This window comes from Pseudomonas bharatica (assembly GCF_048586865.1).
In the GTDB taxonomy this organism is placed as follows: Bacteria; Pseudomonadota; Gammaproteobacteria; order Pseudomonadales; family Pseudomonadaceae; genus Aquipseudomonas; species Aquipseudomonas bharatica.
Genome location: NZ_JBMAWR010000006.1, coordinates 231,641 through 247,047, shown reverse-complemented (window position 1 = coordinate 247,047; position 15,407 = coordinate 231,641). Strand labels below are relative to the sequence as shown.

The window sequence follows — 15,407 nt, the reverse complement described above, 5'->3', positions numbered from 1 at the left end:
GCTGTTGACCCGGACCCTCTCGGCGGGGGTCTTGATCAGGGAGGCAGAACTCATTGCACGGATGCTCCAAGGCGGTGCGTAGGAAAAAGGGACAACGACCCGTCACCCGGGCAATTGGTGCAATAGCCCCATCGCCGCAGGTGATATAAAAGCACCTTGAAAAACCGTGATCCCAATACGAATGCGCTGGAAACCCGCTGCAAAACCCCGGCTCGAGGGTTGTGCCTCCTGGCTTGCTCGGCCTGGGGCGAAGCGGTCCAACGGTGCGTCTGTGCGCGTGAAACACCTTGTTTTGCGGGGGTACACGTCTTTTCGGGGGTGCCAATTCGCAACTTCTGACCGGCCCTAAACCCTGTCAATGGTACGAATTGTCGCAGAGCTTATTCTTTGTTGATTGAACGTTCAATCAAAACAAAATAGACTGGCCTTCGCCGAGTCAGCCGCCTGTCGTCTGCTCGCAGGCCTGAGGAGATTTGCCAGATGCCCAAGGTCGGTATGCAACCCATTCGCCGCCAGCAGTTGATCGATGCCACGTTGACGGCTATCGACCAGGCCGGCATGGGTGATGCCAGCATTGCGCTGATCGCCCGTTTGGCCGGTGTGTCGAATGGCATCATCAGTCACTACTTTCGGGACAAGAACGGCCTGATCGCAGCGACCATGCAGCACTTGATGACGGTATTGAGCGAGGGCGTCGCCGCCCGTCGCCAGGCACTTACGGACAACAGCCCGCGCGCCCACCTGCAGGTGATCATCGAAGGCAACTTCGACGCCAGCCAGGTCAACGGCCCGGCAATGAAAACCTGGCTGGCCTTCTGGGCCACCAGCATGCACCAGCCGTCCTTGCACAGGTTGCAGCGGATCAACGATCACCGCCTGTATTCCAACCTGTGCTGCCAGTTCCGCCGGGTTCTGCCGCTGCCCGAAGCACGCAGCGCGGCCCGCGGCCTGGCAGCCTTGATCGACGGTTTGTGGCTGCGCGGGGCGCTGTCGGGAGACAGCTTCGATACCCACCAGGCGCAGCAGATCGCTTACGAATACATGGATCTACAACTGGCGAAACAGACGAGCCCGGACACCCAGAACCAGGCCTCTGAAACCCCGCGCACAGCGCCCCGCACGAAATCGGGAGCTATCGCCGGCTAGCCAAATCACATTGCACTTGCGAGGACACTATGGCCCGTTTCGAAACGCAAAAACTCTACATTGACGGTGGTTATGTCGACGCTGGCAGCGATGCCACCTTCGAAGCCATCAACCCGGCCAACGGCGAAGTCCTCGCCCACGTGCAACGCGCCACCCAGGCCGACGTCGAGCGCGCCGTGGAAAGCGCCGAGCGCGGCCAGAAAGTCTGGGCCGCGATGACCGCCATGCAGCGTTCGCGCATCCTGCGCCGCGCCGTCGACATCCTGCGCGAGCGCAACGACGAGCTGGCCGCCCTGGAAACCCTGGACACCGGCAAGTCCTACTCGGAAACCCGCTACGTCGACATCGTCACCGGCGCCGACGTGCTGGAGTACTACGCTGGCCTGATCCCGGCCATCGAAGGCGAGCAGATTCCGCTGCGCGACTCCTCGTTCGTCTACACCCGCCGCGAGCCGCTGGGCGTCACCGTCGGTATCGGCGCGTGGAACTACCCGATCCAGATCGCCCTGTGGAAATCCGCCCCGGCCCTGGCCGCCGGCAACGCGATGATCTTCAAGCCGAGCGAAGTCACCTCGCTGACCACCCTGAAACTGGCCGAAATCTACACCGAAGCCGGCCTGCCGGACGGCGTATTCAACGTCCTGACCGGCAGCGGCCGCGAAGTCGGCACCTGGCTGACCGAGCACCCGCGCATCGAGAAGGTTTCCTTCACCGGCGGCACCACCACCGGCAAGAAGGTCATGGCCAGCGCCTCCAGCTCGTCGCTGAAGGAAGTGACCATGGAACTGGGCGGCAAGTCGCCGCTGATCATCTGCGACGACGCCGACCTCGATCGTGCCGCCGACATCGCGATGATGGCCAACTTCTACAGCTCCGGTCAGGTCTGCACCAACGGCACCCGCGTATTCGTTCCAGCATCGATGAAGGCCGCTTTCGAAGCGAAGATCGTCGAACGCGTCGCGCGCATCCGCGTTGGCAACCCGGAAGACGAAAACACCAACTTCGGCCCGCTGGTCAGCTTCCCGCACATGGAAAGCGTCCTGTCGTACATCGCCAAGGGCAAGGAAGAAGGTGCCCGCGTCCTGTGCGGCGGCGAGCGCCTGACCGAGGGTGAGTTCGCCAAGGGCGCATTCGTTGCGCCGACCGTATTCACCGACTGCCGCGACGACATGACCATCGTCAAGGAAGAGATCTTCGGCCCGGTGATGAGCATCCTCAGCTACGAAACCGAAGAAGAAGTGATCCGCCGCGCCAACGACACCGAATACGGCCTGGCCGCCGGCGTCTGCACCAACGACATCAGCCGCGCGCACCGCATCATCCACCAGCTGGAAGCCGGTATCTGCTGGATCAACGCCTGGGGCGAATCGCCGGCGGAAATGCCGGTCGGTGGCTACAAGCAATCCGGCGTCGGTCGCGAAAACGGTGTCAGCTCGCTGGCCCAGTACACCCGCATCAAGTCGGTCCAGGTCGAGCTGGGCAACTACAACTCGGTCTTCTAAGCCGAGCTTCGTAGCCGCGCCCGGTCCCTGCCGACCGGGCGCCTCCCCGCTTTCCCACCCGCTTGCTCAAGAGGGAACAGAACATGTCCGCCCATATTTTCGACTACATCATCGTCGGTGCCGGCTCGGCCGGTAACACCCTGGCTGCGCGCCTGACCGAAGACCCGGGCGTTACCGTCCTGCTGCTGGAAGCCGGCGGCCCGGACTACCGCGCCGACTTCCGTACGCAGATGCCCGCCGCCCTGGCCTTCCCGCTGCAGGGCCGCCGCTACAACTGGGCCTACGAGACCGATCCGGAGCCGCACATGAACGGCCGCCGCATGGAATGCGGTCGCGGCAAGGGCCTCGGTGGCTCCTCGCTGATCAACGGCATGTGCTACATCCGTGGCAACGCCATGGACTTCGATGGCTGGGCAAAACTGCCAGGCCTGGAAGACTGGACCTACCTCGACTGCCTGCCGTATTTCCGCAAGGCGGAAACCCGTGACATCGGCCCCAACGACTACCACGGCGGCGACGGTCCGGTCAGCGTGGCAACGCCGAAAGCCGGCAACAACCCGCTGTTCCACGCCATGGTCGAAGCCGGCGTGCAGGCTGGTTATCCGCGCACCGAAGACCTCAACGGCTATCAACAGGAAGGCTTCGGTCCGATGGACCGCAGCGTCACCAAGAACGGCCGCCGTTCCAGCACTGCCCGCGGCTACCTGGACCCTGCCAAGAAGCGCCCGACCCTGACCATCGTCACCCACGCCCTGACCGACCGCGTGCTGTTCGAAGGCAAGCGCGCCGTGGGCGTGACCTACCTGGTCGGCTCCAGCGAAGAACGCGTGGAAGCCCGCGCGCGCAAGGAAGTCATCGTCTGCAGCGGCGCCATCGCTTCGCCGCAACTGCTGCAACGTTCCGGTGTAGGCCCGCGCGAACTGCTGGAGAGCCTGGACATCCCGGTAGTGCACGAACTGCCGGGCGTCGGCGAAAACCTCCAGGACCACCTGGAGCTGTACCTGCAATACGCCTGCACCCAGCCGGTGTCGCTGTACCCGTCGCTGCTGTGGTGGAACCAGCCGGCCATCGGTGCCGAATGGCTGTTCAACGGCACCGGTATCGGCGCCAGCAACCAGTTTGAGGCTGGCGGCTTCATCCGTACCCGTCCGGAATTCGAATGGCCGAACATCCAGTACCACTTCCTGCCGGTCGCGATTAACTACAACGGCTCCAATGGCGTGAAGGAGCATGGCTTCCAGGCGCACATGGGCTCAATGCGTTCGCCGAGCCGCGGCCGCATCAAGCTGAAATCCCGCGACCCGCGCCAGCACCCGAGCATCCTGTTCAACTACATGGCCACCGAGCAGGACTGGCAGGAGTTCCGGGACGGCATCCGCCTGACCCGCGAAATCATGGCCCAGCCGGCGCTGGACGCCTACCGCGGCCGCGAGATCAGCCCGGGTGAGCACGTGCAGACGGACGAAGAGCTGGACAAGTTCATCCGCGAGCACGCCGAAACCGCGTTCCACCCGTCCTGCTCGTGCAAGATGGGCGAGGATGACATGGCGGTGGTCGATGGCCAGGGCCGGGTGCACGGCATGGAAGGCCTGCGGGTGGTCGATGCGTCGATCATGCCGATCATCATCACCGGCAACCTCAATGCGACCACGATCATGATCGCCGAGAAAATCGCCGACAAGATCCGCAATCGCCAGCCGCTGCCGCGCAGTACCGCCAAGTACTATGTGGCGAACGGCGCGCCGGTCAAAGGCAAGGCCCTGCGTGAAGTGAAGCAGGCCTAATCGCACTCTCGGGCTTCACTGGCCACTGTGGGAGCGGGTTGACCCGCGATGACGTCGGTGAATTCACCACCGCAATCGCGGGTGAACCCGCTCCCACAGGGTCGGTGGTGAACCTGATACCAGGCAACACCCGAAGGCACCTTCAACGGTGCCTTTTGTACATCTGCGGAAACGCTTTACAGCCCGCCAATTCATCAGGTTAGAATCGGTTGGCACGCGACCTGCTTATCAAGCCAGGTCCTCTTTTTCCCGCGATGTCCCCCGGAGTACTGCCTTTGGATGCGAGCACCATCAACAGCCTGTTCCTTATCGGCGCATTGCTGGTGGGTGCAAGTATTCTGGTCAGCTCCCTGTCCTCACGCCTGGGCATCCCGATCCTCGTCATCATCCTCGCGGTCGGCATGGTCGCCGGGGTCGATGGCGGCGGCATCATCTTCAACAACTATCCGGTCGCCTACCTGGTCGGCAACCTCGCCCTCGCCGTGATCCTGCTCGACGGCGGCCTGCGCACACGGGTCGCGAGTTTCCGCGTGGCGCTGTGGCCGGCGCTGTCGCTGGCGACGGTGGGCGTGCTCATCACCACGGGCCTGACCGGCATGGCCGCCGCCTGGCTGTTCGACCTGAACCTGATGCAGGGCCTGCTGATCGGCGCCATCGTCGGCTCCACCGACGCCGCCGCAGTGTTCTCCTTGCTCGGCGGCAAGGGCCTGAACGAGCGGGTCACCGCCAGCCTGGAAATCGAATCCGGCAGCAACGACCCGATGGCGGTGTTCCTCACCGTGACCCTGATCGACATGATCGCCAGCGGCCAGACCGGCCTGCACTGGAGCCTGCTGTGGCACCTGGTGCGCGAGTTCGGCATCGGCGGCGTGCTCGGCCTCGGCGGCGGCTGGCTGATGCTGCAACTGGTCAACCGCATGAACCTGGCCGGGGGGCTCTATCCAATCCTGGTGATCGCCGGTGGCCTGGTGGTTTTCGCCCTGACCAACGCCCTGCACGGCAGCGGCTTCCTCGCCGTCTACCTGTTCGGCCTGGTGCTGGGCAACCGCCCGATCCGCAGCCGCCACGGCATCCTGCACATGCTCGACGGCATGGCCTGGCTGGCGCAGATCGGCATGTTCCTGGTCCTCGGCCTGCTGGTCACCCCGCACGACCTGCTGCCGATCGCCCTGCCGGCCCTGGCCCTGGCGCTGTGGATGATCCTGATCGCCCGGCCGCTGTCGGTGGTTGCCGGCCTGCTGCCGTTCAAGGCCTTCCATGGCCGGGAAAAGGCCTTTATTTCGTGGGTCGGCCTGCGCGGGGCGGTACCGATCATTCTCGCCGTGTTCCCGCTGATGGCCGGCCTGCCCCAGGCCCAGCTGTACTTCAACCTGGCGTTCTTCATCGTGCTGGTCTCGCTGCTGGTGCAGGGCACCAGCCTGCCGTGGGTCGCGCGCCTGCTTAAAGTGACCGTGCCACCGGATCCGGCGCCGATCTCCCGTTCCGCCCTGGAAGTCCACATCACCAGCGAGTGGGAGCTGTTCGTCTACCGCCTCGGCGCGGAGAAGTGGTGCATCGGTGCCGCCCTGCGCGAGCTGAAGATGCCGGAAGGCACCCGGATCGCCGCACTGTTCCGCGGCCAGCAACTGCTCCATCCGTCGGGTAGTACGGTGCTGGAAGTCGGCGACTTGCTCTGCGTGATCGGCCACGAACACGACCTGCCGGCCCTCGGCAAGCTGTTCAGCCAGGCGCCGCAACGCGGCCTGGACCTGCGTTTCTTCGGCGACTTCGTGCTCGAAGGCGACGCAGAACTGGGGGCCGTGGCCGCATTGTACGGCCTGCAGCTCGACGGCCAGGACCCGCATATGCCGCTGGCACGCTTCATCCAGCAGAAGGTTGGCGGTGCACCGGTGATCGGTGACCAGATCGAGTGGAACAACACCACCTGGACCGTTGCCCTCATGGACGGGAACAAGATCCAGAAAGTGGGGATCAAATTCCCCGAAGGAAGCCGCCCCGGCCCGGGTCTGTTCCTCTAAACTCCAATTTCCAGTCCGGCTGTACGAATTTTCTGCCTATGTCACTGCGCACTGTTATCGGCGCGGCCCTTCTCGGGCTGTGCCTGTCGTTCACCTCCGCCTTTGCCGCGGAGCCACCCAGCACCGAGAGCGTCCAGCAAAGCCTGGACAAGATCGCCGACCGCAAGCTGCCGGAAGCCGATCAGAAGGCGCTGCAACAGGTGCTGGAGCAGACCCTCGCCTTCCTCGCCAGCCGCGACGACTACAGCAAGCGCCTGGCCGCACTCAAGCAACAGCTCGCCGACGCGCCCAGGCTGACCACCGAGAGCCAGCGCGAACTGGCCCGCCTGTCCGCCACCAAGCCAGTGCCGGTAGCCCAGCGCTATGCCAACCAGACGGTGCCGCAACTTGAGCAACTGCTCTCCGAGCGCACCACCGAACAGGGCGAGCTGCAGAAATCCCTGTCCGAAGCCAACAGCCTGATCATCAACTCCCAGACCCGGCCCGAGCGCGCCCAGTCCGAGATCAGCCTCAACCAGACCCGCAGCCAGCAGATCAACAGTACCCTCAAGCAGGGCAAGGACGGCGGCAAGAACCTGTCGGCCGACCAGCGCAACCAGCTCAACGCCGAACTGGCCTCGCTCAACGCCCTGACCCTGCTGCGCCGCCAGGAACTGGCCGGCAACAGCCTGCTGCAAGACCTCGGCAACGCCCAGCATGACCTGCTGATGGAGCGCGCCGCGCGCCTGGAGCAGGAAATCCAGGACCTGCAGACCCTCATCAATGAAAAGCGCCTGGCCCAGTCGCAGAAGACGGTCACCGAACAGTCCCTCGAAGCGCAAAAGGCCGGCGGCAGCACCCTGCTCGCCACGGAAAGCGCGACCAACCTCAAGCTCTCCGACTACCTGCTGCGCAGCACCGACCGCCTCAACGAAGTCACCCAGCAGAACCTCAAGGCCAAGCAGCAACTGGACAGCCTGACCCAGGCCGACCAGGCCCTGGACGAGCAGATCAACGTGCTCAAGGGCAGCCTGCTGCTGTCGAAGATCCTCTACAAGCAGAAGCAGGCGCTGCCGCACCTCAAGCTCGACCGCGACCTGGCCGACCAGATCGCCGACATCCGCCTGTACCAGTTCGAGGTCAACCAGCAGCGCGAGCAGATCAGCAGCCCGAGCCAGTACGTCGACAAGCTTCTGGAAAACCAGACCGCCGACCAGGTCACCCCGGAACTGCGCAAGGCCCTGCTGGAAGTGGCGATCACCCGGGTCGACCTGCTGGAGCGCCTGAACCGCGAGCTGAGCGCGGTGCTCAACGAGTCCATTACCCTGCAACTGAACCAGAAGCAGTTGGTCAGCACCGCCCTGAACCTGCGCGCCACCCTCGACGAACAGATGTTCTGGATCCCCAGCAACAAACCGCTGGACGTCGAATGGCTGCGTACCCTGCCCGAGCGCTTCCAGAAACAGGTCACCAGCCTGCCCTGGGGTTCGGGCATCGCCGAACTGGCCGACGGCCTGCTGGAACGGCCGTTGCTGTTCCTGCCGCTGCTGCTGATGATCGGCGGCCTGCTGTGGCGCCGTAACTACCTCTACGAACAACTGCGCAAGGTCCATGGCGATGTCGGCCACTTCAAGCGCGACAGCCAGTGGCACACGCCCCAGGCGATCCTGATCAACATCCTCCTGGCCCTGCCGCTGGCCCTGCTCCTGGCCCTGTGCAGCTACGCCCTGCAGATCGATGCGCGGGGCCAGAACGCCAATCTCGGCGCTGCGCTGTGGGAAATCGCCCAGGCCTGGCTGGTGTTCTACACCGCGTACCGGGTCCTGGCCCCGGGCGGGGTGGCCGAGCTGCATTTCCGCTGGCAGAAACCCCAGGTCGAATTCCTCAGGCGCTGGATCCGTCGCCTGGGCGCGGTGGTGCTGGCACTGGTCGGCGTGGTCGCGGTGGCCGAACACCAGCCATCGGCGCTGGCCGACGACGTGCTCGGCATCGGCGTGGTGCTGACCTGCTACGCCCTGATGGCCTGGCTGCTCAGCCGCCTGCTGCTGAGCAGCCCGACCCATCGCAACACCTCGCTGTTCCGCAAGGCCGTGGGCGTGGCCTTCACCGCCCTGCCCATCGCCCTGTTCGTCGCCGTGTGCTTCGGCTACTACTACACCGCGCTGAAACTCACCGACCGGCTGATCGACACCCTCTACCTGCTGATGTTCTGGCTGGTGATCGAGGCCACCTTCGTCCGCGGCCTGTCCGTGGCGGCGCGGCGCCTGGCCTACCAGCGCGCCCTGGCCAAGCGCCAGGCGGCCAAGGAAGGGCTGGACGGCGAAGTGCCGGTGGAAGAGCCGACCCTGGACATCGAGCAGGTCAACCAGCAGTCCCTGCGCCTGATCCGCCTGGCCTTGCTCGGTGGCTTCCTGGTCGCCCTGTACTGGGTCTGGTCCGACCTGATCAGCGTGTTCTCCTACCTCAACAACTTCACCCTGTACGAATACACCAGCGGCACCGGTGCCACCGCGAGCATGGTGCCGATCAGCCTCGGCGACCTGCTCGGCGCGCTGGTCATCGTCGGCATCACCCTGGCCCTGGCGCGCAACCTGCCGGGCCTGCTGGAAGTGCTGGTGCTGTCGAAACTGGACCTGGCCCAGGGCAGCGCCTACGCCACCACCACCCTGCTCTCCTACGTGATCGTCGGCGTCGGCTTCGTCTCCACGCTGTCGACGCTCGGGGTCAGCTGGGACAAGTTGCAATGGCTGGTGGCGGCGCTGTCGGTAGGCCTGGGCTTCGGCATGCAGGAAATCTTCGCCAACTTCATCTCCGGCATCATGATCCTGTTCGAGCGCCCGGTGCGTATCGGCGACACCATCACCATCGGCAACCTGTCCGGCACGGTGAGCAAGATCCGCATCCGCGCCACCACCATCACCGACTTCGACCGCAAGGACATCATCGTCCCGAACAAGACCTTCATCACCGGCCAGTTGATCAACTGGTCGCTGACCGACACGGTCACCCGGGTTACGCTCAAGCTCGGCATCGACTACGGCTCGGACCTCGATCTGGTGCGCGACCTGCTGCTCAAGGGGGCCCGGGAAAACCCGCGGGTGCTCAAGGACCCGGAGCCGATCGTGTACTTCCTGAATTTCGGCGAAAGCTCGCTGGACCACGAACTGCGCATGCACGTGCGCGACCTTGGCGACCGCAACCCGACGCTGGACGAACTGAACCGCTATATCAACCGCGAGTTCAAAGCCCACAACATCAAGATTTCCGTGCGCCAGGTGGAGGTGTTCCTGATGGACACCTCGGGCAACAAGAAACAGCTGATCCCGATGGAGCAGCCGGTCGAGCAGCCAAAACCCGACGATACGTCCAAGCCGTAAAGGAGTCGCCTCGTGAAAGGCCTCGACGAACTGACCTTCGACAACCGCTTCGCCCGCCTGGGCGATGCGTTTTCCACCCAGGTGCTGCCGGAGCCGATCGACGATCCGCGGCTGGTGGTGGTCAGCGAGGCGGCCATGACCCTGCTCGACCTCGAGCCCACCGAAGCGCACTCGCCGGTGTTCGCCGAGCTGTTTGGCGGGCACAAGCTCTGGTCCGAGGCCGATCCCCGGGCCATGGTGTACTCCGGGCATCAGTTCGGCTCGTACAACCCACGGCTGGGCGACGGCCGCGGCTTGCTGCTGGGCGAAGTGCGCAATGACGCCGGCCAGCACTGGGACCTGCACCTCAAGGGCGCGGGCCAGACGCCCTACTCGCGCATGGGTGATGGCCGCGCGGTGTTGCGCTCGTCGATCCGTGAATTCCTCGCCTCCGAAGCCCTGCATGCCTTGGGCATCCCCAGCAGCCGCGCGCTGTGCGTGATCGGCTCGAACACGCCGGTGTGGCGCGAAACCAAGGAAAGCGCGGCCATGCTCCTGCGCCTGGCACCGAGCCATATCCGTTTCGGCCATTTCGAATACTTCTACTACACCCGCCAGCCGGAGCAGCAGCGCCAGCTCGCCGAGCATGTATTGGACCTGCACTACCCGGAGTGCAAGACGGCGGACGAGCCCTACCTGGCCATGTTCCGCAGCATCGTCGAGCGCAATGCCGAACTGATCGGCAAATGGCAGGCCTATGGGTTCTGCCATGGGGTGATGAACACCGACAACATGTCGATCCTTGGCATCACCTTCGACTTCGGGCCGTTTGCCTTCCTCGATGATTTCGATGCCGGGTTCATCTGCAACCACTCCGACGACCAGGGGCGCTACAGCTACAGCAACCAGGTGCCGATCGCCCACTGGAACCTCAGCGCCCTGGCCCAGGCGCTGACGCCGTTCATCAGTGTCGAGGCCTTGCAGGAGGCGCTGGGGTTGTTCCTGCCGCTGTATGAAGCCCACTACCTCGACCTGATGCGCCGCCGGCTCGGCCTGACCACGGCGGAAGAAGGCGACAAGGTGCTGATCCAGCGCCTGCTCAGCCTGATGCAGCCGGGCGCGGTGGACTACAGCCTGTTCTTCCGCAAGCTCGGGGATCAGCCGGTGGACCAGGCGCTGGGGGTGGTGCGGAGTGATTTCGTCGATCTGGCGGGCTTCGACAATTGGTCGCAGGACTATCTGGCACGGGTGCAGCGCGAGCCGGGCAATGCCGAAGGGCGGCGGGAGCGGATGCATGCGGTGAACCCGCTGTATGTACTGCGCAACTACCTGGCGCAGCGGGCCATCGAAGCGGCACAGGGTGGCGACTACTCCGAAGTGCGACGCCTGCATGCGGTGCTGGCCCGGCCGTTCGAAGAACAGCCGGGGATGGAAGCCTATGCCGAACGGCCACCGGAGTGGGGCAAGCACCTGGAGATCAGTTGTTCTTCCTGAGCACGCGGACCCTGTGGGAGCGGGTTCACCCGCGATTGCTGTAGTGAATCCACCATCGTAATCGCGGGTAAACCCGCTCCCACAGGGTATCGAGTCAGCCTTGGGTACTGCGGCTTTCTCCTAGACCGGCACAGTCACCGGTGATTCCGACATGGCAACCGTCAGCAATGCCTTGGAGATTTTCATATCCAGCAGGGCATTGATCAGCAGTGCCTGATGCCGGGTGGTCTTGGGTTCGGGAAGGGATGAGGCGGCGGTGATCGCCTTTTTCAGATGTTCAGCGGCCCTGCGAACGGCTTCCTCATGGGAGAGACCAGGGCCGACGCAAAGGACTGGGGGTGGGTCGGGGACTAGCTTTCATGAAGCTCCGTATCAGGTGGAGCCGCCACGAATTTGCTGTCAAACAAAAGGGTGGCAGCTGTACGCGGGTTGACAGACCAGGGATACGGAGAACCCGGCGCACCAAAAGGTGCCCACGCGCACAGCTGCCGAAAATCAGCTGTGCACCGTATCTGGCCGGCCTGTCAAAGCCGATCGTTGAGATCAACGACCGCCGAAGACTAGGCAGCGATTCCATGGGGCGCAACAGGCTGGCAGGGCGAAGCAGTATGCTTGGGAAATTGCCTACAAAAAAGTCGGAAATCGAGGAAGTTCGCTGGTCATATTTGACATTTTTGTGCAGGACTTCAGGTTGTGCAGGGTCCTTTCGGGCCTCATCGCTGGCAAGCCAGCTCCCACAGGTTCCGTGTGCACCGCCAACCCTGTGGGAGCTGGCTTGCCAGCGATGAGGCCCGCAGAGCATTGAAAACTCCAGATCCCACCGCCACATACCCAACAACACCCGCCCCCGGACCCAATCCCATGACCGACCCACTGCTGATCCCCGCCCCCACTGCAACGGCCTCAACCGCCTGCCCGCCGACCGCCTGGGCGACACGCCGAAATGCGGGCGTTGCAAGCAACCCGTCCTGCTGGACAAACCCTTCGAGCTGAAGCAAGCCGACTACGCCAGCCAGATCAAGGGCGACCTGCCCCTGCTGATCGATGTCTGGGCCGATTGGTGCGGGCCGTGCAAGTCCTTTGCGCCGGTCTTCGAGCAGGCCGCACGGCAACTGTCCGGACGCTGCCGGCTGGCGAAGCTGGACAGTGAGGCCAACCGCGATTTGGCCGGCCAGTTGAATATCCGCTCGATCCCCAGCCTGATCCTGTTCAAGAACGGCCGGGAAGTGGCGCGGCAAAGCGGCGCATTCCCACTCCAACACCTGCTGGAGTGGTTGCGCAGCCAAGGGATCTAGGCGTTCTCTTCCAGCAACGAGTGCAACTCGACGAACTGCTGGGTCAGCTTGTGCCGCGGTTCCAGGTGGATCAGCGGCAGGCAGGCCTGGTGTGACTCGCGCATCTTCACCGAGCTGTTGAGGTACACCGGCAGTACCGGCAGCCCCTCTTCCACCAGTTCGTCGAGCATCTGCTGCGGCAGGCTGGCCCGGGGCTGGAACTGGTTGACCACGATGCCCTCGACCTGCAGCTCTTCGTTGTGGTCTTCCTTGAGGTCTTCGATTTCCGAGAGCAGGCCGTACAGCGCCTGGCGCGAGAAGCTGTCGCAATCGAAGGGAATCAACACGCGATCGGCCGCGATCAGCGCCGATACCGCATAGAAATTCAGGGCCGGCGGGGTATCCAGGTAGATCCGGTCGTAGTCTTCGCTCAATTCATCGAGCAGTTTGCGCAGCTTGTTGATCTTGTGCTTGGCCTCCAGCTTGGGCTGCAGGTCTGCCAGCTCCGCCGTGGCGGTGACCACATGCAGGTTGTCGAACGGCGTCTCGTAGATATCCACCTTGTTCTTCTTGGCGAACGGCCCGGACGACAGGCTCTGCTTGAAGAAGTCGGCGATACCCATGGGGATATCCTCGCCGGTCAGGCCGGTGAGGTAGTGGGTGGAGTTGCCCTGGGCATCCAGGTCGATCAACAGGGTCCGATAGCCTTCACTGGCACTGACCGCCGCAAGGTTGCAAGCGATGCTGGACTTGCCGACGCCGCCTTTCTGATTGAACACCACGCGCCGCATGGAAAGACCTCCGTGTTTCAAAGAATGACCGAGTATGTGTCCGACCTGCAGGATTGACCAGTATTGAACCGCTCAAGATCCGGCAAAGGCGACCGACAACAGCTCCGGGCCGTCTGTCGGGAAAAGGCGGCCCAAGGAAATAAGCGGCGCTATTCGAGGTCTGTTCCAGTCACTTGGTTCCGTAATCAATAGCAATACATTGTTTACGACGGCCCCCTTGCACCGGGATAATGCCCGCCACTCGGCGATTTCGCCCGCAGGCCGTTGCTCCGAGTCCCCCTCGGCATGGAAGTCCCTCAGGGCGAGATACACACCTTGATCACATTCAACATCAGTCAGTGGCGCGCCTGGGCGCCCGGCCTCCAGTCGGCTGCGCATTGGCAGCAATGGAGCCATGGCGAACGCGCGATCGATGCCGGCGAGGCGTCGCCGGATGTCTCGTTCCTGCCCGCCATGCAGCGCCGCCGCCTCAGCCGCCTGGCGCGCATGGCCTTCGCCGTGGGCTGGCCGCTGGCCGAAGGCCTCGCGCCACTGCCCCTGGTGTTCGTTTCCCGGCATGGCGAAACCCCGCGCACCCTGGAGATCCTCAGCGACCTTGCGGCCGCCCAGCCCTTGTCGCCGACCCAGTTCAGCCTTTCGGTGCACAACGCCGTCATCGGCCTGTGGTCGATCCTGCGTGGCGAAACCGCCGAAATGACGGCCATCGCCGCCGAAGGCGACGGTTTCGAACAGGCCGTGGTGGAAGCGGCCGGCCTGCTCCACGATGGCGCCCCGGCGGTGCTGCTGATCGTCGCCGAGGAACACCCGCCTGCTGCCTACAGCCCCTGGATCACCGACGTGCCTTGCGACTACGCCCTCGGCCTGCTGTTGACCCCCGGCGACCAATGGCGCCTGTCCCTGGAGGGCGACAAGGCCGCTCCGGCCAGCGAACCCCATGCCTTGAGCTGGCTGCGCAACCTGCTCGCCAACCGTTCGACCTTTACCCACACCCTGAAGGACCGCACATGGAACTGGCAACGCAAGACCTGAGCCGCTCGCGCCGCGACGCCTGGCTCTGGCGCCTGCTGGCCACCGCCTTGAGCTTCCTGCTGTTCGGCCTCGGCGGCCTGTGCCTGCGCCTGCTGGTCTTTCCCCTGCTGGCCTGCCTGCCCGGCGATCGCCTGCGCCATCGGCAACGGGCAAGGCACACCATCAGCTGGCTGTTCTGGCGCTTCATCCGCTTCATGGCCGCCTGCGGCGTGCTCACCTACGAAGTGCGGGGCGCCGAGCGCCTGGGCCGGCCGGGGCAGATGATCATCGCCAACCATCCGTCGCTGATCGACGTCGTGTTCCTCATCGGCCTGGTCCGCCAGAGCAACTGCGTGGTCAAGCAGAGCCTGTTCGGCAACCCGTTCACCCGCGGCCCGGTGAGTTCGGCGCAGTACATCAGCAACGACGGCAGCATGGACATGCTCGACGCCGCCGTGGCCTCCCTGCAGGGCGGCCAGACCCTGGTGATCTTCCCCGAAGGCACCCGCACCGACCCGGGCCAGGCGCCGTCCTTCCACCGCGGCGCAGCGGCCATCGCCCTGCGCGGTGCGCGGGTGATCACGCCGGTGACCATCACGGTCAACCCGACCACCCTGACCAAGTGCGAGCCCTGGTACCGCATCCCGGACCGTCGCGTGCACTTCACCCTGCGCGTCGGCGCCGACATCGACCCGCAGGTCTTCGCCAGCCAGGGCCCGGCCCCGCAGGCCTCGCGCAAACTCAACGACCACTTGCACCAGTACTTCATCAAGGAGCTCGCCGCAGATGAGCAATCCCCAACTCAACCATGACATCAAGGACCTGATCATCGAGGCCCTGGGCCTGGAAGATATCAGCGCGGACGATATCGGCGACGAGCAGACCCTGTTCGGCGAAGGCCTGGGCCTCGACTCGGTGGACGCCCTGGAGCTCGGCCTGGCGATCCAGAAACGCTACGGCATCAAGATCGACGCCGACGCCAAGGACACCCGCTCGCACTTCACCAACGTGGCGACCCTCGCCGCCTTCGTTACCGCCAAACAGGCTGCCTGAGA

At 64.3% G+C, this 15,407-nt stretch carries 10 protein-coding genes and 1 pseudogene; 10 read left to right on the top strand and 1 reads right to left on the bottom strand.

Annotation, left to right across the window (positions count from 1 at the left end):
- Positions 1-480: 480 nt before the first annotated feature.
- The 7 genes and pseudogenes from betI to trxC all read left to right on the top strand — a co-directional run bounded on the left by betI (position 481) and on the right by trxC (position 12,574).
- On the top strand, positions 481-1,146 hold the full coding sequence (betI, locus tag ACKLLE_RS10440; protein ID WP_009396897.1) for a transcriptional regulator BetI: 666 nt from the start codon (positions 481-483) through the stop codon (positions 1,144-1,146).
- A 29-nt stretch (positions 1,147-1,175) separates the two neighbouring features.
- Positions 1,176-2,648, top strand: coding sequence for a betaine-aldehyde dehydrogenase (gene betB / locus ACKLLE_RS10435; RefSeq protein ID WP_064301210.1), 1,473 nt, complete (start codon positions 1,176-1,178; stop codon positions 2,646-2,648).
- An 83-nt stretch (positions 2,649-2,731) separates the two neighbouring features.
- Positions 2,732-4,432, top strand: coding sequence for a choline dehydrogenase (gene betA, locus ACKLLE_RS10430; RefSeq protein WP_064301209.1), 1,701 nt, complete (start codon positions 2,732-2,734; stop codon positions 4,430-4,432).
- 275 nt (positions 4,433-4,707) lie between these two features.
- Positions 4,708-6,450, top strand: coding sequence for a potassium/proton antiporter (locus ACKLLE_RS10425; protein WP_009396890.1), 1,743 nt, complete (start codon positions 4,708-4,710; stop codon positions 6,448-6,450).
- Positions 6,451-6,488: 38 nt separating this feature from the next.
- Positions 6,489-9,806 carry a mechanosensitive channel MscK gene (gene mscK, locus ACKLLE_RS10420; protein WP_009396888.1) on the top strand — a complete coding sequence of 1,106 codons (3,318 nt, stop codon included), beginning with the start codon at positions 6,489-6,491 and terminating at the stop codon, positions 9,804-9,806.
- A gap of 12 nt (positions 9,807-9,818) precedes the next feature.
- Entirely contained in the window at positions 9,819-11,279 is a 1,461-nt protein-coding gene (gene selO / locus ACKLLE_RS10415) for a protein adenylyltransferase SelO (protein ID WP_420057860.1), read from the top strand.
- 861 nt (positions 11,280-12,140) lie between these two features.
- Positions 12,141-12,574 (top strand): annotated as a pseudogene (gene trxC / locus ACKLLE_RS10410) (thioredoxin TrxC).
- On the opposite strand, the gene ACKLLE_RS10405 reads toward trxC, so the two are convergent.
- A complete protein-coding gene (locus ACKLLE_RS10405; protein ID WP_009396882.1) occupies positions 12,571-13,344 on the bottom strand; it encodes a ParA family protein in 774 nt (257 codons plus the stop codon). The pseudogene trxC and the gene ACKLLE_RS10405 overlap by 4 nt on opposite strands.
- 315 nt (positions 13,345-13,659) lie before the next feature.
- On the opposite strand from ACKLLE_RS10405, the gene ACKLLE_RS10400 reads away from it, so the two are divergent.
- From ACKLLE_RS10400 to ACKLLE_RS10390, 3 genes are read left to right on the top strand one after another with little or no spacing between them, the layout of a single operon-like run.
- Positions 13,660-14,373, top strand: coding sequence for a beta-ketoacyl synthase chain length factor (locus tag ACKLLE_RS10400; protein WP_420057858.1), 714 nt, complete (start codon positions 13,660-13,662; stop codon positions 14,371-14,373).
- Positions 14,349-15,164, top strand: a complete 816-nt coding sequence (locus ACKLLE_RS10395) for a lysophospholipid acyltransferase family protein (protein ID WP_064301204.1) — start codon at positions 14,349-14,351, stop codon at positions 15,162-15,164. The genes ACKLLE_RS10400 and ACKLLE_RS10395 overlap by 25 nt, the downstream gene beginning before the upstream one ends.
- Entirely contained in the window at positions 15,139-15,405 is a 267-nt protein-coding gene (locus ACKLLE_RS10390) for a phosphopantetheine-binding protein (RefSeq protein ID WP_009396876.1), read from the top strand. The genes ACKLLE_RS10395 and ACKLLE_RS10390 overlap by 26 nt, the downstream gene beginning before the upstream one ends.
- Positions 15,406-15,407 lie beyond the last annotated feature (2 nt).

Excerpts from the sequence above, each read along its gene's own strand:
- betI (WP_009396897.1), top strand. The coding sequence starts at position 481 with ATGCCCAAGGTCGGTATGCAACCCATTCGCCGCCAGCAGTTGATCGAT.
- betB (WP_064301210.1), top strand. The coding sequence starts at position 1,176 with ATGGCCCGTTTCGAAACGCAAAAACTCTACATTGACGGTGGTTATGTC.
- betA (WP_064301209.1), top strand. The coding sequence starts at position 2,732 with ATGTCCGCCCATATTTTCGACTACATCATCGTCGGTGCCGGCTCGGCC.
- mscK (WP_009396888.1), top strand. The coding sequence starts at position 6,489 with ATGTCACTGCGCACTGTTATCGGCGCGGCCCTTCTCGGGCTGTGCCTG.
- ACKLLE_RS10405 (WP_009396882.1), bottom strand. The coding sequence starts at position 13,344 with ATGCGGCGCGTGGTGTTCAATCAGAAAGGCGGCGTCGGCAAGTCCAGC.
- ACKLLE_RS10395 (WP_064301204.1), top strand. The coding sequence starts at position 14,349 with ATGGAACTGGCAACGCAAGACCTGAGCCGCTCGCGCCGCGACGCCTGG.
- ACKLLE_RS10390 (WP_009396876.1), top strand. The coding sequence starts at position 15,139 with ATGAGCAATCCCCAACTCAACCATGACATCAAGGACCTGATCATCGAG.